Below are 23,074 nucleotides of genomic sequence, written 5' to 3' on the forward strand. Positions count from 1 at the left end.
CAAATTTATTTGGTTTCAAAAGCCGCTACCGCCATCGGCAGGCAGGCAGCTACACCACTGATGCCGCTGGTGGTGAGGGTCATCAATATGGCATCGCTTATTTCGGGCAATGTGGCGCCGGCCTGTTTTGCCATACCAATGTGGAAGCTTACAGCCGTGGTATCGCCCAGTGCCGCTTTAATGGCAATGTAGATCAGTTGCTTGGTTTTAACATCCAGCCCCCTCGATTGAATGATGGACTGCAGCAGGCCATTGAAGGCTTTAAAAACTTCAGGGGCCTGTGTTTCAAACACCTGCATAGAATTTACACTCATGATATAGTTTTTATAAGATCATAAAATGATAGAACCGGAAACAGGTTCCGTTTATGGTGACAGTAGCCTTTTGCAACTACCTGTTGGGTGACTGCTATCATGGCCCATGATATTCGTGTACACGTCTACGAAGCTGAGCCGGAAAATAAGCTCATGGTTCGCAACTGGTATCGATCGTGATGGGGATACCCTGCAGCAAGGCTTTTTTCAACGCGCCGGGTATGGATCCGGTGCAGGAATACCTGGCCGCGGTATATTCTTTTTCGAGCAGGATCATTTTTTCCCGAAGCTGCTGCTGTTTCTTTTCCATATTATCGTTTACCAGGTGGTCTTCGGTGAGCAGTTGCGGCCCGCGGGTAAGCAGCTTTTCCTGTGCCCTGATCTTTTCGTGCATACTTTTAAATGCCCTGATACTGGCAGCAATGGCATGCTGATGCCCTTTCATTTCGGCTGCTACACCCGGAACCAACTGCTTCAGCTGCCCGGTCAATACGCTTGCCTCTTCTGTGTAAAAGGCTATGCGGTTGCGCCAGTCCTGCAGTTCTTCCAGGTAATATTTCGACAGTGTGGTTGACATAATGATAAATTTCAGCATGCAACATACACAGTGAGCGAAAAAAGGCGGCTGATATAGATCAGGGATACGGATGATACAATGCATTCAGAATCTCCTTCTGTCTCCCCGAGTTGACAACTCCCGCCAGTTGTCAACTGCCTGGAGTAGTCAACTCGAATGATTGAATATTCCGATCCTTCACTTCGAAGCCCGTTTGAATTACTATCATCACAGTTCGAAAACCTTCAACCTTCAACCTCCACCTTCCTCCTGCGAAAGCGCCTCCAGCCAGGCAAATGATAAAGGATGCTACCGAATGCAGCAGCCGAAAGTAATAATATGAATACGATGCCTGCATAAGGTACCATCGTCAGCAGCCTCAACCCGATCCATAACACGAAAGCGGTCATCACCAGTTTTGCATTCGACCAATCGCCTGGAAATCTTAGACGGATATAGTTGGCGCCCGCTACCGCGGTGATGTACAACGCGGCCAGTGAGACCAGCATAAAAATTGCCAGTAGAAATAACGCCGGGATAATGCCCGCGAAAGTGATCATGGAAACCAATGAAATAATGGGTACCAGCACGATGAACAACAACCCGTATTTGAACGCCAACACCGGTTGGTCCGCAAGTGTACCGGCTGCCCTGCGCATTGTTTTTGAAAAAAGGAATTGCAGCAGCAGGATCATCACGAATGCCGAGGCCAGGTACCAGGCCACTCCCAGGAGGGAAGCTGCGCCCAGGTAATACCATTTTTCCGGGAAAAATTTCAGCGAAGGGTCCTCCACCGCTCTGGCATTTATGAGAATGCCGGAAAAATTAGGACGGGCCTTATTGCTCCAGTAGCGTACATCTCCATAAAACAATGCATGCGGGCCAAACATGAGCATATCGGCCGACAATGCCGAATGGCCTTTGATACCGCCATTGATGAGTATGCTGGCGGCTTTGCAATATATGCTGTCGCCTACACTTCCATTCATTTCAACATTACCGGCGAGTGCGGTAACGCTTCCCGTAACGGTTCCGTTGATGTGTACCTGGCCACCCGAACTGATGAGGTTCTTCACCACGGCATTTTTTCCGATCCACAATTTCCCGCCGGTAAACAGTACATCGCCTGCTACCCTGCCGGTTATGTTGAGCGATCCGCCCGCAAACCGCACGTCTTCCTTAACAATGCCTGCAATGGTTACATTACCGCCGGCAACCAGGATGTCGTGCATCACCGAATCATTGAAGAACACATTGCCACCAGCCACTACCACATCGCCCCACACGGGTGCGTTGATGGTAACAGTGCCGCCCGTAATGTACAGGTTATCGTGCACAGGGCTTGAAATAGTTACATTGTTGCCAACAAATAAATTGCCGGCAATTGCTGAAACACTCAAAGGCACCAGCAATATTAACAGGATCATCTTTTTCATTGTCGTTGATTTATTTCTTCAAACCATTTTTTCTCATATCGTACCGATAATATATATACCCACACCGCACAGGCGGAAAACATGAACGAATGCCAGTAAACCGCCCCTGCATATATATCCGCGATAATGATCCAGAGAATAAGTGCCGCCGCGGCTATGCGGGCAGCGTTACACATCCGTAAAACCCTGCAGGGGGAATAGAAAATGGCAAGGCCCGCAAAGGTGGTTACCACACTTACGAGGATCATCCCCGGCCATACGAAATTTTTGAAAGGGGTATTATGCAGAATATTTTTATCCAGGCCCAGCAATTGCCCGTCGGGATTCATGATCAGCAGGAAACCGGTGATGATGCTGAAAAGTATAAGGCAGGAGAGCAGGAAATAAAATAACGTTTTCATGATGCGGCTGTTAAATTTTTAGGGATTGAAAGGCAAAGGATACTGGTTGCCGGCATCAAAGCAACGAATAAGCTTCATTACATCCCATGACGATCTATGGCAAGATCGATGATGTTCGTCAGTACAGTGTATGGAATATGTTATGGCAAGGGCAGGTACAATACCACACACGGCCTCCGGGCATGAGGCGGCGGAAAAGAACGCTATGAAAACGAGCAGTTAATTGAGCATATTCTCCAGCTTTTTTTCTTCCAGCACGATAATTTTCGTGCCGTCGATCTCAATCAGTTTTTCCTGGCGAAAATCGCTGAGGGTGCGGATCAGTGATTCGGTGGCGGTGCCTGCAATGTTTGCAAGATCCTCGCGGGAAAAGCTGATGTGAAAAGCTTTTTCAGAACTTTCGCGGAATTTTTTTGTAAGCATCGTAAGGGCGCCTGCTACCCTCTTCCGTAAAGAATTGTAGGCAATGTTGAGTAATTGCCTTTCTTTTTCAATCACATCCCGCGAAAGCAACTGAATGAATTTTTTGGTGGCATCCATATTTTGATGGAGCAATAACCGAAAGCTGTCTGCGGGAATCGCCACGATGCTGCTTTCTTCCATCGTTTCGGCGGTTTCTTTGTAGGGCAGATCTTCCAGCAATGCTGTGTAGCCAAAAAAATCCCCTTCACCGAATAACGCCGTGGTAAGCACTTTACCGTCATCATTACTCACAAAGGTCTTCACTTTGCCTTTTTTGATATAATACAGGCGGTGCGGACGGTTGCCTTCGGAATACAACACATATTTTTTACGGTAGTCGTTTTCATCACTTTCTTCAATCATTTTTTCAAGTGCCGCGGTTCCCCCAAAAACAGCCACCATCTGGTGCAGCCCTTCGGGATCCGAAGAAAAATCTTTCTGTCGTAACGCTACTTTTTTAAGGCGGCTTTCGATGGCGCTCAATAACTCGATATCGGTGAAGGGTTTTGTAATATAATCGTCGGCGCCCATTTCCATTCCTTTCCGCATATCGCTCCGCTCAGATTTTGCGGTAAGGAAGATAAGTGGTATGCCGCTCAGCTGTTCGTTTTTATTCAGCAGGTGCAGCACCCCATAACCATCGAGCACCGGCATCATGATATCGCAGATGATGAGGTCGGGGCGGTTTGCCAATGCACGCTCAATGCCGGCTTTCCCGTTTTCTGCGGCGTCCACTTCATACCCGGAAAGACCAAGTATTTCTGCAGTATTATCGCGGATGTCGTCGTTGTCTTCGATCAATAAGATACGTTGTTTCATATTATTGTAGAGGTTTAAAAGAAACGGTGAATGAGGTACCTTTCTCCAGTTCGCTTTCAAAGCTGATATTACCGCCCATCAATTCTACGTACCGGGCTACAATGTGCAGCCCGAGGCCGGTACCCTGTATATTGGTAACATTGGAAGCCCTGAAAAATCGCTCAAAAAGATGCTGCTGGTCTTCTTCGGAAATACCGATCCCGTTGTCGCTGATACGGATAGTAAACCCTTCGTCATCCACCCTGGAACTTACATGGATGAACGCCACCGGCCCCGAAAATTTGATCGCATTACTGAGAAGGTTATACATGATGTTGCGCAAAAGCGATTCATCCAGCATCACTTCATCCTTTCCCGCATGTTCCACCATTATTTGCTGACCTTCCTTTGCTACTGCCTTTACCTCAGTACACACATTTTCGATAAACTCACGCACATTAAAATTTGTATAATTTGCGGTGACTTTACCATCTTCTATTTTTCCTATAGATAAAAATTCATTGAGTATGGAAGTGAGATTGTTGACCGATGCTTTGATGCGATTGATATGTTTATCCCTTTTATCCTGTTCATCAGTTTCGGTATATTTTGCCAGCAGGGATGCTGAGGAAAGTACAGTGCTCAACGGTGTGCGAAACTCGTGGGAAGCCATGGAAACGAAGCGGCTTTTAAGATCACCCAGTTCTTTTTCTTTCTCCAGCGCTTTTTCCAGCTCATCCCTTGCTGCTTCTACCTGGTGCATGGCTTCCTCCAGCTGGGAAGTCCGCAAGGTTACCTTTTTTTCGAGTTCAATGTTCATTTGTTCTATCTGCTCGCTGGATTCTTTCAGCAGCTTTTGCTGATCCAGTACGTCTTGTTCGATCTCTTTTCTTTTGGTGATATCGATCACAAACGCGATGATATAATTGCCGTCGATAGTGTGATAATTACTCAGGCTTACTTCCACGGGAAATTCGCTGCCATCTTTTTTTACTGCATACAGGTCGCGGCCAACACCCATCGAACGGGGTTCGGGATGCCTGTTGTAATTTTCGCGGTGCCGGTGATGAGAATGATTGTAACGTTGGGGGATCAATGTTTCCACCGGTTTACCCACCAGCTCATTCTTCTCTGTATATCCAAACTGCCGTAGCATGAAATTATTCACCAATTCGATCGCGCCGTTTTCATCAGCCACCAGTATCCCCAGCGAAGCGTGTTCAAACAATGCCTGAAACCGCTCTTTTTCTTTTACTAACGCTATTGCTGATGTTTCATCCATGTAATAAAAATAGCTAAAGTTTTCCAGTGCCCACGATATATATGATGCGGCAGGGATGTTATTAAAATATTCCGGCGGTAACCCCAAGATACCGGCAACCGGCCAAGGCAGTTATGATAGCTTTCAGCCCCGGAACTGAGATGGATCATACCTGCAGAAGGTGTTCGTCATTCAAACAAGCAGGCGCGACCCCTATTTTTGGCCATTCTCTACTTATAAAACAATTACATGTTAGGACAACTAAACGAACAACAAATAAAAAACCTGCTGCTCAGCCATACAGTCGGCCGTGTAGGCTGCATTGCAGGAAACAAACCTTATATAGTACCTGTTACCTATATTTTTGAGGACGGATACATCGTGAGCCAGAGCAACGAAGGCACCAAGCTCGACATGATGCGAAAGAACAAGAATGTATGTTTCCAGGTGGATATGATCGTAGATATGGCCAACTGGCAAAGCGTATTTATCGACGGGCATTTTGAAGAACTGAAAGGCAAAGCGGCGATAGCGGCACGTAATAATTTATACGACCGCATTTTTCCACTGCTCACCAGCGCCACCGTTCACCCGCATGAACATGGCGTAACCTCAACACCCGACGACAGCAACCGCCTCAAACCAATCATGTACCGCATAAAAATAAAAAGTATGACCGGAAGGTTTGAAAAACAGTAGAAATGTATGATGTATGATCTGTGATCTATGATGTAGGATCTATGATGTGCTTTCAACCTTCAACCTTCAACCTTCAACCTTCAACCTTCAACCTTTCCCGCTCATGAAAAAAATACTCGTGCTTACCGACTTTTCCGATCCTGCACGCCATGCGGCGGAATATGCCGTATCGATGGCCGCGGACCTGCAGGCGGAAGTAACCATCCTGCATGTTTACCAGATACCTTTATTAATGCCGGATATCCCGTGCGACATGTCGCAGGACGACCTGCAGAAAATAACGGTGAAAGAGCTGGACCTGCTGGCAGAAGACCTGCGGGTGTTGACGAATAACAAAGTGACGATCTCTACGGAGATCCGTACAGGCAGCCTTTTTGTGGAACTGATGTATGCCTGCGCCCATATGGACCCCTACCTGGTGGTAATGGGCAGTTATGGAAATATGGCCGCCCGGTATATGCTGCTGGGAAGTCATACGCTGTATTGTATGAAACATCTGCCTTACCCGTTATTGGCGGTACCAGTTACGGCGCAATACAAACCGGTGGAAAGGGTATGTTTCGTCATCGATGAAAATGAAGCGGCTTATACTTTACCCACTGCCACGATCGTACGCTTTTGCAGCGATCTCAAAGCGGCACTGCTGTTGCTGTCGGTCACCAGGGAAAACCTCCCCGAAGAAGAACGCTTACGCAACAACGCTTCGCTGATGAAACACTTATCCCCCATCAAACCCGAATTTCACCAGGCCAGGCGCCACCACCGCGATGCCGATATTCTTGCTTTCTGCGAAAAGTCTGCGATCGATGTGCTGATAGTGGCCCCCGTGGCCCATTCCATCCTGGATATTTTTTATAAAAATAATATCCGCCAGTTCATCACCCATAGTAACCTGCCAATACTTGTGCTCCATAAAAAATTAGTGTACTGAGACAATTACGAATTACGAATTAAGAATTAAGAATTAAGAATTAAGAATTAAGAATTAACGGCAACCCATTGCATGCTGCCCATTCACTTACTCACCCATTCTTATTTCATTTTACCATATACGTCTTCGTAATAACGCAGTTGCCCGTCTGTATCGGTCCCGGCCGGGTTATACCATACCACTAACGGTGTAGGTGTATCCGCTTTCACTGTTACGGGTACCTTGTTGCGGATATTCCCTTTCTCCTCCAATGTATCTATGGCTATATGATTAACCGGTAAAAGGTCGCGGGCCAGCTCAAATGGTTTTTCCATGCGCATGCAGCCATGGCTGAGGAATCTTTTGCCAAGCAGGAAAGCCATCTTATTGGGGGTATCGTGGAGATAAACCGAATATGGGTTATCAAAATTCAGTTTGATGAGTCCAAGCGCATTATCGCAGCCGGTACTCTGGCGCAACGTATAAGGAAAATTTGACGGGCCGAGCGCCTTCCAGTTCACCGTTCCGGGATCAACAATTTTGCCCGCTTTATTCAATACCTGGTAACTCCCCTGGTCTAAAAAAGCACGGTTCATTTTGATCAGCGGCAACAACTCCCGCGTAGCGATCTTATAAGGCACATGCCAGTATGGGTACAGGATCACTTCATCAACCGTGCTGGTAAGTGTGGGGGTTGGAGTGGAAGGCTTACCACATACCATCTTCATCTCAAGTGTGGTGGTTCCATAATCATATACCCTCATCCATGCCGCGGGAATGTTCACCACGATCACCTCCTGCCGCTCCTGCAGCACTGCCAGCCAACGGTAATAATTAAGCGATAAAACCAGTTGCTCCAATCGTTTTTTTAAAGGCATATTCAGCGCTTCGAGGTAAGTGGTCCGGATGATGCCATCATCCAGCAGGCCAAACTCTCGTTGGGAAAGGCGTACAGCATTCTTCACGGCTGCATCGTCCTCTGCCGACTTTAACAATCCCATCTGTAAGAGCCGTTGGGCCAGTTCTTTATTTTCTGCCGAAACAACTTTTCTTACTACTGTCTTTTCTACAAACCCCGGGGCATCTGCCACCTGCTGAAAATAAACGATCTTCTGAGCGATCACTTTCAATTCGGGTAAACGCTGTGTAAGATCCGCCGCAAGGCTGGTGAGCTGATGGCGGCCAACATAGGTGGCCAGGCGGATGGCAACTTTGTGCCAGCTAAAAGGAACTGGTAATCCCTTATACCCGAATGCCGGTTCCACATTGCCATATTGCAGGTCGCGGTAAAACTGCATGGCTATACCCGTTATCCTTATTTCCGTTGCCAGCGAATCCGCTGCAGAAGTAAAGGGCTTATTTCCCCGGAGTTGTGCAGCCAGCCAGGCGTGTGGATAATCGGCGGAGCGAAGCCCCAGCTGCGGCGCTTTCGCCATTTCCATTTCCAGTGCAACCAGGTTTGCCTGGTTTTGACTTCCCACCCATGCTGTGGCAGTGCCATAACACTCGTAAAATTCGCAGACGGCTTCGGAAATTCCATCGCGGCGCGATTGCAGGTATTGCTCCAGCGACTGTTCATTACCCTGCCCAAGGGCGGTTACAGTAGAATGGATCAGCATCAGTAACAGGATCTTTTTTATCATGATATGCCGCCATTGATGTGGCGGGGCTAAAACTATGAGATAAGCTTACCTGATCCTGCAAGCATCATCAGGCTTGCAGGTGATGATGATCAGCAGGTTCATGATGCATATCAGGCATAAGCAGAAGGGCAGTCATTGATAATGCTTTGTACGCAAAATATCTTCGGTGTCATTAATTCATGGAAAAGAATGATTATGAAAAAGATATTGCTTGCTTTCGACGAAACCAATTTTTCCGAAGGCGCTTTTGACTTTGCACGCAGGCTGAATGAACTCAGCCCGGTATTGTTAACGGCCGTTTTTTTGCCGCAGGCGCAGATAGCGAATGCATGGAGTTATGCCGCCGGCGGATCAGTATCGGTGCCATTGCTCGAAGGTGACGACGCAGACAAAATAGAAAAGAATATCGCCCGTTTCAAAGAGCTTTGCCAATCCCACCGGATAGACTACCGTGTTCATAAAGATTACTTTGACCTTGCCATCCCGGCACTTAAAAAGGAGAGCAGGTTTGCAGACCTGGTGATCCTTGGATCGGAAGCTTTTTACAGTGGGTTCAGCAAACAAGATCAGCAACAGTACCTCGAACAGGTACTCCACGACCTGTGGTGCCCTGTAATCGTAGTGCCGGAAAAATATTCCTTTCCTCAAAGTGTTACGCTCACCTATGATGCAAGCACTTCTTCCATCTTTGCCATCAAACAGTTCGCCTACCTCTTTCCCGAATTATGCAACTGTGATGTAATGCTTGTTCATGTAACCGGGGATGAAACGAAGAGCCTTCCGGAGATGCAGCAGATGGAAGAACTGGCTGGCAGGCATTTCCCCAACCTTTCTATGTTAAACCTTCAGTTGAATACAAAAGCGTTGTTCAACACCTGGTTAAGCGAACGAAGATCATCCATATTGGTATGCGGGTCGTACGGACGGTCGGGAATTTCACAACTGTTTAAAAAAAGCTTTATCACAGAAATCATTGATGAGCATGCGTTACCTGTGTTCATTGCACACCGGTAGCTATAAGGTGCTTCATTAAACCAAATCATCATGGAAAAGATCCTGCTGGCCATGGATGCCACCAACCCCAATAAGAATGCTCTGGAATTTGCCTGTTACCTGGCCAGGCTCACCGGCTCCGTTGTTACCGGCGTATTTTTAGAAGACCAGGAATCTGAAGAACACGCGGTGATGAAACGGGCTTATGGGATGAGTTATGTAGACTGGGTGGTAGATGAAGACAACCCGCAGCACTTGTCTAAAATGGCCACGATAGAAAATAATATCGAATGGTTCAAACGGGGCTGCATTTCCAGGGAAGTAGGGTTTAAAGTACACCGCGATCGTGCGATGCCGCTGAAAGAAATGATCGGCGAAAGCCGTTTCGCCGACCTCATCGTAATGGATGCCGAAACTAATTTCAGGCACTCTTACCAGGGCACCCCCTCCGATTTTACCCGTGAGGTACTGCATAACGCCGAATGCCCGGTTGTGATAGCACCCGAAGATTTTAACGCCATAGAAGAGATCGTTTTTACCTACAACGGCACTGCCTCTTCCGTCTTTGCCATCAAACAGTTCACGTATCTCTTTCCCCAGTTTCAACTTAAAAAAGTGACCGTGTTGCAGATCAATGAAACGGGCACCTGGAATGATGTGGACAAGTACAATTTTGGCGAGTGGCTCAGCGATCATTACACCTCGTTTGAATTCATTGCACGAAAAGACAATTCCGTCAACGGGCTTTTCAAATACGTTTTCCCGCAAAAAAACAGTTTCCTGGTAATGGGCGCTTATGGCCGTACGCAGCTTTCGCAATTCTTCAAAGACAGCCATGCCGACCGTTTGATACGAACCATGAGCCAGCCTGTATTCATAACGCATCATTGATGCTATTCAACTAAACAAACCTGAAACAAGCAATATGAAAAAGATCATCGCCGCCTTTGACGGGCTGAAATATTCCACCAGCACGCGTGACCATGCCCTTGCACTGGCAAAACAAACAGGGATACACCTGTGCGGTTATTTTATGGACGACCCCGTTTACAACAGTTTTAGTTTGTACGATGTGGTGGTTAACCAACAGGCAGATGAACAGCTGCTGGATACATACCGGCAGGCGGATGATCAGCTACGGCATGCGAGTGCGCTGAATTTTGAAACGAATTGTATACAGCAAAACCTGGCATACACCATACATGCGGATAAGAATATTGCCCACCAGCAGATCATTCACGAAAGCATTTATGGCGATCTCCTGCTCATCTGTAAAACGGAAAGCCTCAGCCGCTATCCCGAAAAAACACCTACCCGGTTTGTACGTGAGCTGCTCGAAAATACCTGCTGCCCCGTGCTGCTTGTGCCGGAAAAATATACACCCGTTCAAAAGATCGTATTGTTATATGATGGCGCCCCCGCGTCTGTATTTGCTATCAAGATGTTCAGTTACATTTTGCCGGAGTACATGCTGCTTGAAACAGAGATCATTTCTGTATCGGGCACAGATAATATGGAACACACCCCCGATGACAAACTGATGAGGGAATTTCTCACACAACATTACCCCACCGCCAAAAGGACGATACTTTCCGGGAACCCGGAAGTAGTGATACCACAGCATATGAAACATCAGCCGCCCGGCACGATGGCAGTGCTGGGGTCGTACAGCAGGGGCAACGTGAGCCGCTGGTTCAGGCAAAGCATGGCCGATGTGCTGATGAAAGAAAGTGACCTGCCGTTGTTTGTTGCCCATGGCTGAAAATATTTTCGACGAACTGATAAATTTCCTTAATGACCAATACAGAACAATTCCTGGAACTAGAAAAAGAACAGCTTGATAAACTGAATACCATCGTACTGAAAACCGTGGAAGAGGAGAAATTATTATCGGAAAAACTACTCGAATTCGAGGACCGCAATCCACCCTTCGTAAGCCGGATGACGGATAAAATTGCACAGTTTGGCGGCAGCTGGAAATTTGTGATATCGTTTGCCCTGGTGATGGCGTTGTGGATCATATTGAACAGTTATTTTTTCATTCATCCTTTTGATCCGTTCCCGTTCATATTCCTCAATCTTGTATTGTCTACCATAGCAGCCCTGCAGGCTCCGCTGATCATGATGAGCCAGAACCGGAAGGAAGAAAAAGACAGGCAGCGTGCCGTGAATGACTACATGATCAATCTTAAATCGGAAATAGAAGTGCGCAACCTCCACGGCAAACTCGACCTGTTGATGACTGAGCAAATGAAGACACTTTTTGAGATACAAAAAACACAGATGAACCTGATGGAAGATATCCGGAAACTGGTGGATACCGGCAAAAGGCAAGTAAAGAAATAAAGCATCAACAGGAGCTGAAACATCAACCTGGCTTAAAATAATCTTTAATCATAAAAAACTATGACATGAAAACGATCCTGCTCGCGACGGATTTTTCAGTTACCGCTACAAACGCCGCCAATTATGCTGCCGACATGGCACAGGCCATCAAGGCAAAACTTGTTCTGTTGCACGTTTACCAGTTTCCGATGGTTGCTACGGATATCCCGGTAGTGACAGATGTGGAAGCAGAAATGCTGCAAGCGGAAACAGGGCTGCTCCACCTGAAAAACGACCTGGTAAAACGAACGGCCGGTTCGGTGGAAATAGATACCCTTACGATCCAGGGGCCTTTTTTTACCACGCTTAAAGAGCAATGCGAAAAATTACATCCCTATTCAGTAGTGATGGGCAGCCAGGGCACTACAGCCGCCGAACGGTTGTTGCTGGGCGGCCACACGGTATATGCCATGAAACATCTTCACTGGCCCCTGATCACCGTGCCGAAGCAGGCAAGCTTCAACGGCATCAAAAAGATCGGGCTCGCCTGCGACCTTCATAATGTGCCCGATACGATACCCGCTGATGAACTGTTGATCCTGCTGAAAGATTTCAACGCCGAACTGCATGTAGTGAATACAGGCGACAAACATGATTTTGACCCGCAGGTAGTTTTTGAATCGGGTGAACTGCAAAATATGCTCGGTGACATAACTCCGCATTTTCATTTCCTGGCGGGCAACGATACAGACCGGGAGATCATGGAATTTGCCGATCAGAAAAATATCGACCTGCTGGTAGTACTGCCCCGCCGGCACGGGATCCTTCATAACATCCTGCACCGCAGCCATACAAAAATATTCGTGCTGCATAGCTACGTTCCGGTAATGGCGATGCACCCGTCAACTACTTAACTACATTTTATGGAAAAGCTGATCAGAAAATTTTCCGATATCCATATTTCCGACGTGGACATCGTAGGCGGCAAGAATGCTTCACTGGGAGAAATGTTCTCTTCCCTCGCTTCCAAAGGGATAGCCGTTCCCGACGGGTTTGCCACCACCGCCGCTGCATTCGACCTGTTCCTGTCGCACAACGGCTTAGCCAACTCCATACGCGAATACCTCCGGCATCTTGACCGCGATGATTTCTCCAACCTCAACGACACCGGCTCGCGGATAAGGGAACTTCTATCGGACACTATACTGCCTGAGCGGCTGATGTTATCCGTAAAAGCTGCCTATCGCGAACTTTGCGGTAACGATGATAGCGCAGTGGCGGTAAGAAGCAGCGCTACAGCTGAAGACCTGCCATCGGCAAGTTTTGCAGGTCAACACGATTCCTTTCTAAACATTACCGGAGAAACTGCGCTGCTGGAAGCCATCAAAAAATGTTATGTTTCCCTGTATACTAACCGGGCCATCAAATACAGGGAAGAGAACGGTTTCGACCACCTGGATGTAAGGCTGTCGGTGGGGGTGCAAAAAATGGTGCGTTCAGACAAAGCATCTTCCGGGGTGATCTTTACCCTGGAGCCGGAATCAGGATTTAAAGACATCATCCATATAAGCGGCGTATGGGGCCTGGGCGAAAATATGGTACAGGGAACCGTAACACCGGATACCTGGATGGTATTCAAGCCGATGCTTGCCGCGGGAAAAAATGCCGTGATCCAGAAAAAACGCGGGGCGATGGAAACCCGCATGGTCTACGACGATATCCACCCCAACAAAATCGTGAGCAGCGAATTGCCGCAGGCCAACCGCGACAGCTTTACACTTTCGGAAGCGGAGGTGCTGCAACTGGCAAAATGGGCGCTTGACATCGAAGCGCATTATCACCTGCCCATGGATATCGAGTGGGCAAAAGATGGCATCAGCCAGCAGCTTTACATCATACAGGCACGGCCCGAAACGGTACATCACGGGCAAAATCCTTTATTGGTGCGCCAGTATCACCTGTCTGGCAAAGGAACTGTACTGGCTTCAGGTGAAGCCATTGGAAGAAGTGTGCGTACCGGCATTGCACGGCTGGTAGAGTCGCCGGCCATGGCAGGCAAACTTGCCCCGGGGGATATCATCGTAACAGACATTACCAGTCCCGATTGGGATCCGCTGCTGAAAAGATCGGGCGGCATAATCACCAATAAAGGCGGGCGTACCAGCCATGCAGCCATCGTAGCCCGCGAAGCCGGGGTGCCCGCGATCGTAGGCTGCGGAAATGCTACCACCGGGATAACAGACGGCGATACGATCACCATCGCCTGCTGCGAAGGAAAAACAGGGCATGTATATGCAGGAAAGATCGATTATAAAGAAACCGTTACCGACCTTAAAGGGCTTACCCGGCCTTCATCCCCGAAAGTAATGATGATCGGCAGCGATCCTGAAAAAGCTTTCGAATTATCGTTTTTCCCCAACGATGGTATCGGCCTACTGAGGCTGGAATTCATCATCATGCATAGCATCGGCATACACCCGATGGCGCTGGCGGATTTTGACAACCTGAAGGATGCAATGGTGAAAGATTCCATCAACATGATGACCAACGGTGAAGCCGATAAGCAAGTTTATTTCATCAACCGGCTGGCGGAAGGGATCGCTGCTTTTGGCGCCGCATTTTATCCTAAAGAAGTGATCGTGCGCATGAGCGATTTCAAGACGAATGAGTATGCCGGCCTGCTGGGAGGAAAAGACTTTGAGCCGGTGGAAGAAAATCCTATGATCGGTTTCAGGGGCGCTTCGAGGTACTACCATCCCCTGTATCAAAAAGGGTTTGAAATGGAATGCAGGGCGGTAGCGAAAGTGCGGCACGAGATGGGCCTGGAGAATATCAAAGTGATGATACCTTTCTGCCGTACAACCGGTGAAGCGAAAAAAGTAATTGAAGTAATGGGCGAAAATGGCCTGGTTCAGGGCATGCATGGCCTGGATATCTACATGATGGCGGAAATACCGGCCAATGTGATATTGGCGAAGGAGTTCGCTGAGTTATTCGACGGATTTTCGATCGGGTCCAATGACCTTACACAATTGACGCTGGGCATAGACCGCGACTCTGCCTTATTGAAAGAACTGTTCAGTGAAGAGAACGAAGCAGTAAAAATTTCGATCCGCCAGCTGATCCGGGCAGCACACGCCGCCGGCAAAAAGATCGGCCTTTGCGGCCAGGCAGCCAGCGATATCCCTTCTTTTGCCGCCTTTCTGAAGGAAGAAGGCATCGATTCCATTTCATTCAACCCGGATGCACTACTGCAAGGGATCAGCCTTTTAAATGCAGCATCCGCAGAAAGCGCATCGGTATCTCACGAAAAAATAAATTCACCGGAAATACCCCATCATTCCTGACCCATTAAATCTATACAAATGTCCGCCATTGTAACGCTCACCCTCAGTCCATGCATCGATAAAAGTTTTAGTGTACCCGAATTAATACCGGAGAAAAAATTATCCTGCTCCTACCCGCTCATAGAACCGGGCGGAGGCGGTGTAAATGTTGCCCGTGCGCTTCACCGGCTTGGCAGCAGGGTTACAGCCATATTTCCTTCCGGCGGGTATACCGGGCCTTATTTCGAGCACCTGCTCGATATGGAACGGGTGTCATATATCAGCATCAATGCCGCCCATGAAACCAGGGAAAATGTGATCGTACTGGAAGAAAATACCGGCCTTCAGTACCGTTTCGGTATGCCGCCGTCATTCCTGTCAAACAGCGAATGGTCGCATTGCCTGCGTGCGCTGGATGGAGTGGAAGATGCGGGTTTCCTGGTAGTAAGCGGAAGCCTGCCAGCGGGTGTACCGGCTGACATATACGGCCGTTTGTCGGAGATCGCTGCTAAAAAAAATATGCGGTTGATACTCGATTGCCCCGGCGCCGAATTGCAACGGGCTGCCGGCAAAGGAGTATACCTGATGAAACCGAGCCTGCACGAACTGGCGGTATTATGCGGCGCCGGTTCGGTGTTGCCCGAAGATGTTCCCGCACTGGCGAAAATACTGATCGCCAAAGGCACCTGCGATATACTGCTGGTATCCACAGGGGAAGCGGGGGCCGTACTCGCTACAAAAGACAAGTGCCTGCTGATAACAGCGCCACCGGTGAAAAAAAAGAGTACCGTGGGGGCCGGCGATTGCCTGGTTGCCGGGGTGTTGCATTATCTGTCGAAACATAAATCTTTGGAAGAAGCTGCCGCCTACGGTGTAGCCTGCGGCACTGCTGCCACCTTGCAACCCGGTACAGCTTTGTTTTGTAAAGAAGAAGTGGAAAAACTGTACCCGCGGGTGATAGTACAGGAAAAACATTCGTAATATAAAGAGGGCCGGATAGACATCCGGCCCGTGTATTCGTACCCTATGAAAAACCACTGACCAAAACTACCAGCTGAACACAACTACACCAATGAGCCGGGTCAGGCCGGCGGATGATGCCAGGCACTCCGCCAACTACATAACTTTTATGCAATGAATACCGATACAACCACACCAACAAACAGGAAGATATTGCCAGCGGGCAACGGGGAATACACAGGCTTATCCGCTTCCGAAGTAACAGCATTGCTGGCAACTGCAGGACATAACGTTCTGCCGGTAAACCGGTACCGCCATCTCTTCAGGCTTGCGAAAGAGCTCTTTACCGAGCCCATGCTACTGCTGCTTGCACTGGCCTGCCTCTTATACTTTTTGCTGGGAGAAAACAACGAAGCATGGATGATGCTGGGTGGCATGGCTATCATGACGGGCATATCGCTATACCAGCAGATCAAAAGCAACAGCGCTACCGAAGCCCTGAACAAACTGACTGCTACTGAAGTAAAAGTGATCCGCGACGGTCTGCAGGCCGGCATTCCTTCTGCCAACCTGGTACCGGGAGATATCTTATTGCTGGAAGAAGGCATGAATGTTCCCGCGGATGCTGTGATACTGGAGCAGCATGATCTTACCGTAGATGAATCAGTCATCACCGGCGAATCGGTGGCCGTTGAAAAAAAGGAAGGAACGGGAACTGTATTAATGGGAACGCTCATCAACAGTGGCAGTTGCATCACCCGCGTAACCTTTACCGGAGCCGCTACCACCCTGGGAAAGATCGGCAAAAGCATCGATGAGTATGCCGGTACAAAAAGCCTGCTGCAAATACAGATAGCGAGGTTTGTAAAGCGGTTGGCGCTGGCAGGCCTGGCTGGCTTCTGCTGCATATTCCTGCTCAATTATCTTCATTATCACCAGGCCATACCGGCTTTGTTGTTCGCCTTAACCCTTGCCATGTCTGTGATACCGGAAGAAATACCTGTAGCCTTTTCCTCTTTCATGGCATTGGGCGCCTACAAGATGAGCACCATGGGCATCATCTGCCGGCAACCACTGGTGATTGAAAACCTGGGAGCGGTAAATATATTCTGCCTGGATAAGACGGGTACCATCACCGAAAACCGCATGGAAGTAAAAATGCTGGCCGTGCCGGCGCAGGATGACGTGAGTTTATTGGAAGACCTGACTGTGCCGGCAAAGCAAAAGATATTGTGGTATGCCAGGCTGGCCTGCGAAGAAAAACCTTTTGATGCGATGGAAAAGGCGATCTGTAAAGCCTACGACGGGCTTTCCGGAACACAGGATAATTTGCCCGCCAAGATCTTCGAATACCCGCTCGAAGGCACCCCGCCCATGATGACCCATATTTATGAAGGAAACGGGATGAGCACTGTTGCCGGGAAAGGTGCGCCTGAGCGTATCATGGATGTATGTAAAATTGAAGGGGTGCGCCGCAGCAGGATAATGGAACATGTGGTTAAAATGGCTGCGGAAGGCTACCGGGTACTGGCTGTGGCGGGCACTTCTTTCCGCGGCAACGGCTTCCCGGAAGCCCAGGATGATTTTGACTGGAACTTCGAAGGGCTATTGGGATTGTACGATCCGCCAAAGCCGGAAATGCCGCAGGTGATCGCTGATCTGTACAAAGCCGGGATAACCATAAAGATACTCACCGGCGATCATCCTGCCACTGCCATGAATATTGCCGCCCGCATCGGCATAAAGAATTGCGGCGAATACATCACCGGCGAAACCATCATGAAAGCGGAAGGGAATGAACTGGCACAACTGGCAGCGAGGTACAGCATATTTGCCCGAATGTTCCCCGAAGCAAAACTGAAAGTGATCCGCCATCTGAAAGCGGAGGGCAACGTAGTAGCCATGACCGGCGATGGTGTAAATGACGGGCCTGCCCTCAAAGCTTCCAGCATTGGCATCGCCATGGGAAAGAAAGGCACCGCCATAGCACGCGATGCAGCCGACCTGGTATTAACGAGGGACGAGCCGCAGGTAATACTGGATGCCATCGGCGAAGGACGAAAGATCTTCGTGAACCTCAAGAAGGCTATGCGCTATATCATTTCCATCCACATCCCTATCCTGTTACTGGCAGTGATACCGGTGTTGCTGAGCTGGAAATTCCCCAACATCTTCACCCCTATCCATATCGTTTTCCTGGAACTGATAATGGGGCCTACGTGCTCGGTATTTTTTGAAAAAGAGCCCGCGGAGTCGGACAATTTAACACAGGCGCCACGAAAGATCACCGCTTCCATGTTTTCCCGCCCGGAGATCACGATCAGTATCGTTCAAGGCCTCGCTATCGCGATAAGTTGCCTGGGTCTGTATTGGTACCACATGCACAACGGAAGAACCATTGAATTTACACGGACCACCGTGCTCGTAACACTCATACTCAGCAATCTCCTGCTTACGTTCGTTAACCGTTCCTTTGTAGAAAACATTTCGGCCACCATACGTTACAGGAACCCGCTGGCCAAAGTGGTGGTACTGCTCTCCGGCATTTTCCTGCTGCTGTTACTGCTAAACAATACAGCCAGGGAGGTCTTCACGCTGTCGCGGCTTACCGGAATGCAATTCCTTGTTTGCCTGCTGGCGGCTACTACAGGAACAGGATGGTTTGAGCTTTATAAAAAAATAGCCCGGCAGCGTATGCGGGCTAAGGGTTGATAATAAAGTGCCTGGCAGAATTCAGTTTTTTTGAGATCTCCTGCAGGTGCTGATCCCAAAGATCCGGTATAAAGGGCAAAAGCCTATCCACGCGGTAAGCAGCGGGATGAACCCGAGCAGGCCCCACCAGGAATGATAGTAATAGCCGATCAGGAAGGCCAGCAGGCCAAGCGTAGTGCGAATGAATATATCCGCCGATCCGACATTTTTTTTCATATGTGTTGTTTTAAAATTTGATCAATCCCTTACAACCTGATTTTCGGACAGCACCCCTTTCTTCACCATGTTTTTTATCAGCAGCCGTCCATACTCATGCCCCATCGATTCGATGCTGGAGGGAGAGAAAGAAACAGTCTGTGCAGAATACATGAGTTTGCCGGAGGGCAGTTCATAAAAATTGGTTTCCCATAAATATTTCATGTTGGTAACATAGTATCCTTCTTCATGGATCATCCTGTACTGCCCGTGAACATAGCCGCTAAGGCTGCCGTAGTAATTTACATCGGGCTGCACATATGTTTTTTCGCGCCGGCTCCTGAGCAGTACTATGGTTACCAAAGCATCTGCATTGGATGCAGTTATTTTTGGTAATATTTGCTTTTCAGTCAGCTGCTCAAAAGCTTTGGGGCCGTAAGTCTCCAGTGCGGTTACGGCGGAGTATCCTGTTTTTACCAGGTCGCCCGCAAGATGGTTTTCCATTTTCTCCTGTATGCTCCTGTCGGCTTTGTTCACCACTGCCAGTACCATGATCTTTTGATATTTCGGGGCATGTTCCGGCGGTGCCGTCCACACGCTGGTGATCTTCGAAGAAGAACAGCCCAGGCTGCCCAGGAGGAAGAGCGCCCCTGTTATGATTTTTATTTTCATGCTGTTTATTTTAATGACCTTTTAATCACCTGCCTTGCGGGTTTAATTTGAACCGCCACCATCCCCGTACCTTTCGGTGAGGAACTGGTTAAACTCGAATTTCAGCTGACTGAACAATTGCTCTACACGGCGTACATCTTTTCGTACAGTCCGTAATTGTTGATAGACCGTATATTCCAGCGGGCCATCTACAAAAAGTTCCTGCACCAGCAGCTTTCCCAGCCGGGTATTATCGATGCGCAGTTGTTCGAGCATGGCATCCTGGGTGAGCAGGCGCTGGTGAAAAGTTTCCATTTCCGTTACCAGTTGTTTATCATCCGATAACCCGACCACTTCGGCGAGGTGTAGCTTCAAGAGATTATTTTCTTCTGCCATGAAACCTGTCAATCGCTGCCAGGTCTCTGCTTCGTGTTTTAATAGTATTAGTCTGAATGTGTGCATCTATCTTTTTTATGAGGCAGATATCCGGCAGGATAAAAATATCCGGCATAAGCTGCGCCCCCCGCAGTAGCAGGGGGCGCAGCAGGCGATTCTACTGAACGTTTATCTTCCTTGTAATATGTTTCTTTGATTCCAGCCGTGGGATGGTGATCTGCAATACCCCATCTTCATAGCGGGCATCTATCTTATCCCGGCTTACATCATCGGGCAGTGTAAAGCTCCTGCTGAATGAAGTATAACTGTATTCTTTACGGGTATACTTTTTCTCTTTTTCTTCTTTGGTTTCTTCTTTTTCGCTGCTGATGGTGAGCATGTTTCCATCAAGGTCGATCTTGAAATCATCCTTTTTCATCCCGGGCACCGCCAGCGATACACGGAACTCGTTGTCCAGTTCGGTGATATTCACGGCGGGCACATTGAATGGATGGCTGAGCAGGCCGCTATCGTCGAACCATTCATTCCATGGTTTAAAAAAATCATTGAAGACTGCCGGCAATCGGTTGCCGTTGGGGCGAACTAAAGCTTTTGTTTGCATGATCTTTGTTTTTGAAGTGATTGAATAGGATACAAATTTCTATCGTCTTCTTTGCCAAAGCCATGATGCCGGTCAAGCAGGCGGATGATCATCGGCATACTGACACTAACTACGGGGACGGTAATAAAAAGTGAGTGTATGAAAGACGAACCGGATGATCTGGTAAGCAAAAAAGCGCGCCACCTGGATGAAGACATTTTTATGCCGTTTCACTTCATCGGCGGTTTGCAACAGGCAATCACTGGTAATGAGGTTTTGTAATATCCCGTTGATCCGCTTGCAAAGAAACGGGTCGTACACATCCAGGTTAAGCTCTATGCTGGCATAGGCGCTTAGGTCGTTGATATTGTAAGAACCCAGCGTAAACCAGGTATCATCGCAGATAGCCAGCTTTGCATGTAATACCCCCGGCTGGTATTCCAGCACCTTGATATCGTGCCGCAGCAGCCAGTCGTACATCCATCGCTCCGCCATTTTTGCAATACGCACGTCCGATACCCCCGCGGTGATGAGTGTAACCTGCACTCCCCTTTTTGCCGCCGCACTGATATGCCTGCGGAGGAGCTTGCCCGGCAAAAAATAACTGCATACGATGGTGATGTGCGACGTTGCCTGCTGAAGCATCCGGACATAAGTAAGGGTGATCTCATTTTTTTTGCGTACCCAATCATTGCGCCTGATATGTACGGGGTCGGTTGCGGATACCGACTGGTGTGGCTCTATCCCTGGTGGCTTCTCAAATGATTTGCTGTTGATGCCCGACCGTACGCCACACCATGTTTTCCAGCAGATATCATCCAGTTGGGCAGCCACCTCCCCTTCTGTGTATAAGGCAAAATCCAGCCACGCCGGCTGGCCCGGGAGATCGTTGTACCGGTCGGCGATATTCAATCCTCCTACCAGGGCAGCCTTTTTATCAAACACCGCCACCTTCTGATGCAGCCTGCGCCCGAAATAAAAATAACTGCTGTGAATGACCGGCTCAAAAAAACGGAAATGAATTCCGGCAGCCCGCAACCCATCTATGAAATGCTGTGCCATCACCTGTGATGCATACCCGTCGGCCAGGAGATATACATTGACATGCCTTCGTGCCGCCTCCTTCAGCGCCGATGCTACTTCGGTCCCGGTACTGTCATCGTCGAAGATGTAGGTCTGAAGATGAATGCAATGTTGTGCAGCTGAAATAAGCCCGATCAGTTTTTCAAAATATTCATGCCCTCCACGCAGGATGGTAATGTTGCTGTCAGTTGCCAGCCTGGTGTGCCTGTACTCCTGCGTCGATAAGATTTTTTCCGGGGCCATGATGGATACTTGTATACTGCAAATAAAAAAAAAGAGGAAGGCTAACCGCTGAGGATCTTCAGCCGGAAAACTGATGCTGGTCATTCAAAAAAAAGAAGGGATGTATTACGTTAGCTTAAAATTTATACCATGACACCCAAAAAAGCCCCGCATTATTTTTTTGAAACAAACCAGGCATGGATCGGCGCAGATAAAGGAAAGGTCAGCATTCAGCATGTTGATGCAGAACTGATCGTTGCGCCCCCGGTGCAGTTTGGCGGAGAAGCGGGGCATTGGTCGCCCGAGCACCTGCTGCTCAGCGCTGTCAGCAGTTGTTATATGGCTACTTTTTTTGCTTTTGCGGAAAAGAAAAAAATAAGTATCACCGGTTTTGACTGCCAGGTGATCGGGCAGGTAGAGCTGGTAGCAGGAAAGTTCAGGTTCACACACATCAATGTGTACCCCGTTATAGTTGTTGCGGAGGATGCTTTACGTTCAGCAGCCATGATGACAGCGGCACAGGCAGAACGCCATTGCCTGGTGGCGAATTCACTGGATACGGATATCATCTATCATACTGCCGTGAAAACGGCTGCTATTTCCTTACAAAAAAAAACACGGTTATCTTAGTGCAGAAGATGAATAACTGATAGTGGTTATGCGCCCTCCTTGCTGTCAACCGGCGTTTTTACAGGATGCTGAAACCGGCCGGTCACTTCATCGATCTCTATCCTGAACATCACTTTCTTCAGCCGGTTGCCCTGCCTGATCAGTTCGATCATTCGATCTTCAATGGCTTCTGCAGGTTCGTTTGGCTGCTTCGGAAACAGCCGGTTGTACAAAGTATACCTTGCTGCCTCGGCCAGTTTCCCGGAGAGTTCTTCAAAGGCGCCCAGCACCAGTACACTTTGCCAGAACCCTGAATTGACAATGGCATCAACCTGGAAACAGATCCGTTTGTGCCTGCGCAATATGGACAGTTTCATCCCTTCATCAGACTGACAATAAATACTGGTACCATCAAAAATATAGTTTACCGGGAAGATATAAGGTTGCCGGCGGTGTACACACCCGATCCTCCCGATAGTATGGCTTTGCAATAAAAGCCTTATTGCCGCGGCATCCATTTCTCCCTGCATGATATAAGTTTT

At 48.5% G+C, this 23,074-nt stretch carries 24 protein-coding genes; 11 read left to right on the forward strand and 13 right to left on the reverse strand.

All coding sequences use genetic code 11. The features are described 5' to 3' along the window. Nucleotides 1–5: 5 nt before the first annotated feature. From EGI32_RS19105 to EGI32_RS19130, 6 genes are all read right to left on the reverse strand, one after another. Nucleotides 6–314, reverse strand: coding sequence for a carboxymuconolactone decarboxylase family protein (locus EGI32_RS19105; RefSeq protein WP_255157247.1), 309 nt, complete (start codon nucleotides 312–314; stop codon nucleotides 6–8). 151 nt (nucleotides 315–465) lie between these two features. After that, on the reverse strand, nucleotides 466–891 hold the full coding sequence (locus EGI32_RS19110) for a hypothetical protein (RefSeq protein ID WP_255157249.1): 426 nt from the start codon (nucleotides 889–891) through the stop codon (nucleotides 466–468). A 224-nt stretch (nucleotides 892–1,115) separates the two neighbouring features. Further along, a complete protein-coding gene (locus EGI32_RS19115; protein WP_255157251.1) occupies nucleotides 1,116–2,306 on the reverse strand; it encodes a FapA family protein in 1,191 nt (396 codons plus the stop codon). After that, nucleotides 2,303–2,707, reverse strand: coding sequence for a hypothetical protein (locus EGI32_RS19120; RefSeq protein WP_255157253.1), 405 nt, complete (start codon nucleotides 2,705–2,707; stop codon nucleotides 2,303–2,305). Before EGI32_RS19120 ends, EGI32_RS19115 begins: the two co-directional genes overlap by 4 nt. Nucleotides 2,708–2,926: 219 nt before the next feature. Continuing rightward, the gene (locus EGI32_RS19125; RefSeq protein WP_255157254.1) at nucleotides 2,927–3,988 is read right to left on the reverse strand and encodes a response regulator; all 1,062 of its coding nucleotides are present in this window, start codon (nucleotides 3,986–3,988) and stop codon (nucleotides 2,927–2,929) included. 1 nt (nucleotide 3,989) lies between these two features. Further along, nucleotides 3,990–5,249: a PAS domain-containing sensor histidine kinase gene (locus EGI32_RS19130; RefSeq protein ID WP_255157256.1), complete on the reverse strand. Its 1,260-nt coding sequence runs from the start codon at nucleotides 5,247–5,249 to the stop codon at nucleotides 3,990–3,992. Between the two features lie 228 nt (nucleotides 5,250–5,477). Here EGI32_RS19130 and EGI32_RS19135 point away from each other — a divergent pair, with 228 nt between their 5' ends. Together EGI32_RS19135 and EGI32_RS19140 are read left to right on the forward strand one after the other, a co-directional pair. After that, nucleotides 5,478–5,927 (forward strand): pyridoxamine 5'-phosphate oxidase family protein, encoded by a 450-nt coding sequence (locus tag EGI32_RS19135; protein WP_255157258.1) that lies wholly within the window; start codon nucleotides 5,478–5,480, stop codon nucleotides 5,925–5,927. A gap of 103 nt (nucleotides 5,928–6,030) precedes the next feature. Then, nucleotides 6,031–6,858 carry a universal stress protein gene (locus tag EGI32_RS19140; protein WP_255157260.1) on the forward strand — a complete coding sequence of 276 codons (828 nt, stop codon included), beginning with the start codon at nucleotides 6,031–6,033 and terminating at the stop codon, nucleotides 6,856–6,858. Nucleotides 6,859–6,959: 101 nt separating this feature from the next. Here EGI32_RS19140 and EGI32_RS19145 read toward each other — a convergent pair whose 3' ends face one another. Further along, nucleotides 6,960–8,480: a L,D-transpeptidase family protein gene (locus EGI32_RS19145; protein ID WP_255157262.1), complete on the reverse strand. Its 1,521-nt coding sequence runs from the start codon at nucleotides 8,478–8,480 to the stop codon at nucleotides 6,960–6,962. 195 nt (nucleotides 8,481–8,675) lie between these two features. Here EGI32_RS19145 and EGI32_RS19150 point away from each other — a divergent pair, with 195 nt between their 5' ends. The 8 genes from EGI32_RS19150 to EGI32_RS19185 all read left to right on the forward strand — a co-directional run bounded on the left by EGI32_RS19150 (nucleotide 8,676) and on the right by EGI32_RS19185 (nucleotide 18,796). Beyond that, nucleotides 8,676–9,494 (forward strand): universal stress protein, encoded by an 819-nt coding sequence (locus tag EGI32_RS19150; RefSeq protein WP_255157264.1) that lies wholly within the window; start codon nucleotides 8,676–8,678, stop codon nucleotides 9,492–9,494. Between the two features lie 30 nt (nucleotides 9,495–9,524). Continuing rightward, the gene (locus tag EGI32_RS19155) at nucleotides 9,525–10,364 is read left to right on the forward strand and encodes a universal stress protein (RefSeq protein ID WP_255157266.1); all 840 of its coding nucleotides are present in this window, start codon (nucleotides 9,525–9,527) and stop codon (nucleotides 10,362–10,364) included. Nucleotides 10,365–10,398: 34 nt separating this feature from the next. Further along, nucleotides 10,399–11,235: a universal stress protein gene (locus EGI32_RS19160; protein ID WP_255157268.1), complete on the forward strand. Its 837-nt coding sequence runs from the start codon at nucleotides 10,399–10,401 to the stop codon at nucleotides 11,233–11,235. A 32-nt stretch (nucleotides 11,236–11,267) separates the two neighbouring features. After that, nucleotides 11,268–11,819, forward strand: a complete 552-nt coding sequence (locus EGI32_RS19165; protein ID WP_255157270.1) for a DUF1003 domain-containing protein — start codon at nucleotides 11,268–11,270, stop codon at nucleotides 11,817–11,819. A 65-nt stretch (nucleotides 11,820–11,884) separates the two neighbouring features. Beyond that, nucleotides 11,885–12,712 (forward strand): universal stress protein, encoded by an 828-nt coding sequence (locus EGI32_RS19170; protein ID WP_255157272.1) that lies wholly within the window; start codon nucleotides 11,885–11,887, stop codon nucleotides 12,710–12,712. Nucleotides 12,713–12,721: 9 nt separating this feature from the next. Then, nucleotides 12,722–15,145 (forward strand): phosphoenolpyruvate synthase, encoded by a 2,424-nt coding sequence (gene ppsA / locus EGI32_RS19175; protein WP_255157274.1) that lies wholly within the window; start codon nucleotides 12,722–12,724, stop codon nucleotides 15,143–15,145. 18 nt (nucleotides 15,146–15,163) lie between these two features. Beyond that, nucleotides 15,164–16,105: a 1-phosphofructokinase family hexose kinase gene (locus EGI32_RS19180; protein ID WP_255157276.1), complete on the forward strand. Its 942-nt coding sequence runs from the start codon at nucleotides 15,164–15,166 to the stop codon at nucleotides 16,103–16,105. A gap of 153 nt (nucleotides 16,106–16,258) precedes the next feature. Beyond that, nucleotides 16,259–18,796, forward strand: coding sequence for a cation-translocating P-type ATPase (locus EGI32_RS19185; protein ID WP_255157278.1), 2,538 nt, complete (start codon nucleotides 16,259–16,261; stop codon nucleotides 18,794–18,796). A gap of 21 nt (nucleotides 18,797–18,817) precedes the next feature. Here the strand turns inward: EGI32_RS19185 and EGI32_RS19190 are convergent, their stop codons facing one another. The 5 genes from EGI32_RS19190 to EGI32_RS19210 all read right to left on the reverse strand — a co-directional run bounded on the left by EGI32_RS19190 (nucleotide 18,818) and on the right by EGI32_RS19210 (nucleotide 21,944). Beyond that, entirely contained in the window at nucleotides 18,818–19,012 is a 195-nt protein-coding gene (locus EGI32_RS19190; protein WP_255157280.1) for a DUF2892 domain-containing protein, read from the reverse strand. Nucleotides 19,013–19,033: 21 nt separating this feature from the next. After that, nucleotides 19,034–19,663, reverse strand: a complete 630-nt coding sequence (locus tag EGI32_RS19195; protein ID WP_255157282.1) for a hypothetical protein — start codon at nucleotides 19,661–19,663, stop codon at nucleotides 19,034–19,036. Nucleotides 19,664–19,705: 42 nt separating this feature from the next. Next, on the reverse strand, nucleotides 19,706–20,104 hold the full coding sequence (locus EGI32_RS19200) for a hypothetical protein (RefSeq protein WP_255157283.1): 399 nt from the start codon (nucleotides 20,102–20,104) through the stop codon (nucleotides 19,706–19,708). 91 nt (nucleotides 20,105–20,195) lie between these two features. Next, the gene (locus tag EGI32_RS19205) at nucleotides 20,196–20,639 is read right to left on the reverse strand and encodes an Hsp20/alpha crystallin family protein (RefSeq protein WP_255157284.1); all 444 of its coding nucleotides are present in this window, start codon (nucleotides 20,637–20,639) and stop codon (nucleotides 20,196–20,198) included. Nucleotides 20,640–20,744: 105 nt separating this feature from the next. Then, a complete protein-coding gene (locus EGI32_RS19210) occupies nucleotides 20,745–21,944 on the reverse strand; it encodes a phosphatidylserine/phosphatidylglycerophosphate/cardiolipin synthase family protein (protein WP_255157285.1) in 1,200 nt (399 codons plus the stop codon). A 129-nt stretch (nucleotides 21,945–22,073) separates the two neighbouring features. Here EGI32_RS19210 and EGI32_RS19215 point away from each other — a divergent pair, with 129 nt between their 5' ends. Beyond that, a complete protein-coding gene (locus tag EGI32_RS19215) occupies nucleotides 22,074–22,553 on the forward strand; it encodes an OsmC family protein (protein ID WP_255157286.1) in 480 nt (159 codons plus the stop codon). Between the two features lie 26 nt (nucleotides 22,554–22,579). Here the strand turns inward: EGI32_RS19215 and EGI32_RS19220 are convergent, their stop codons facing one another. Continuing rightward, complete coding sequence (locus EGI32_RS19220) at nucleotides 22,580–23,062, reverse strand: pyridoxamine 5'-phosphate oxidase family protein (protein ID WP_255157287.1); 483 nt, start codon at nucleotides 23,060–23,062, stop codon at nucleotides 22,580–22,582. Nucleotides 23,063–23,074 lie beyond the last annotated feature (12 nt).

It is taken from the genome of Ferruginibacter sp. HRS2-29, from assembly GCF_024343615.1.
GTDB lineage: Bacteria > Bacteroidota > Bacteroidia > Chitinophagales > Chitinophagaceae > Ferruginibacter.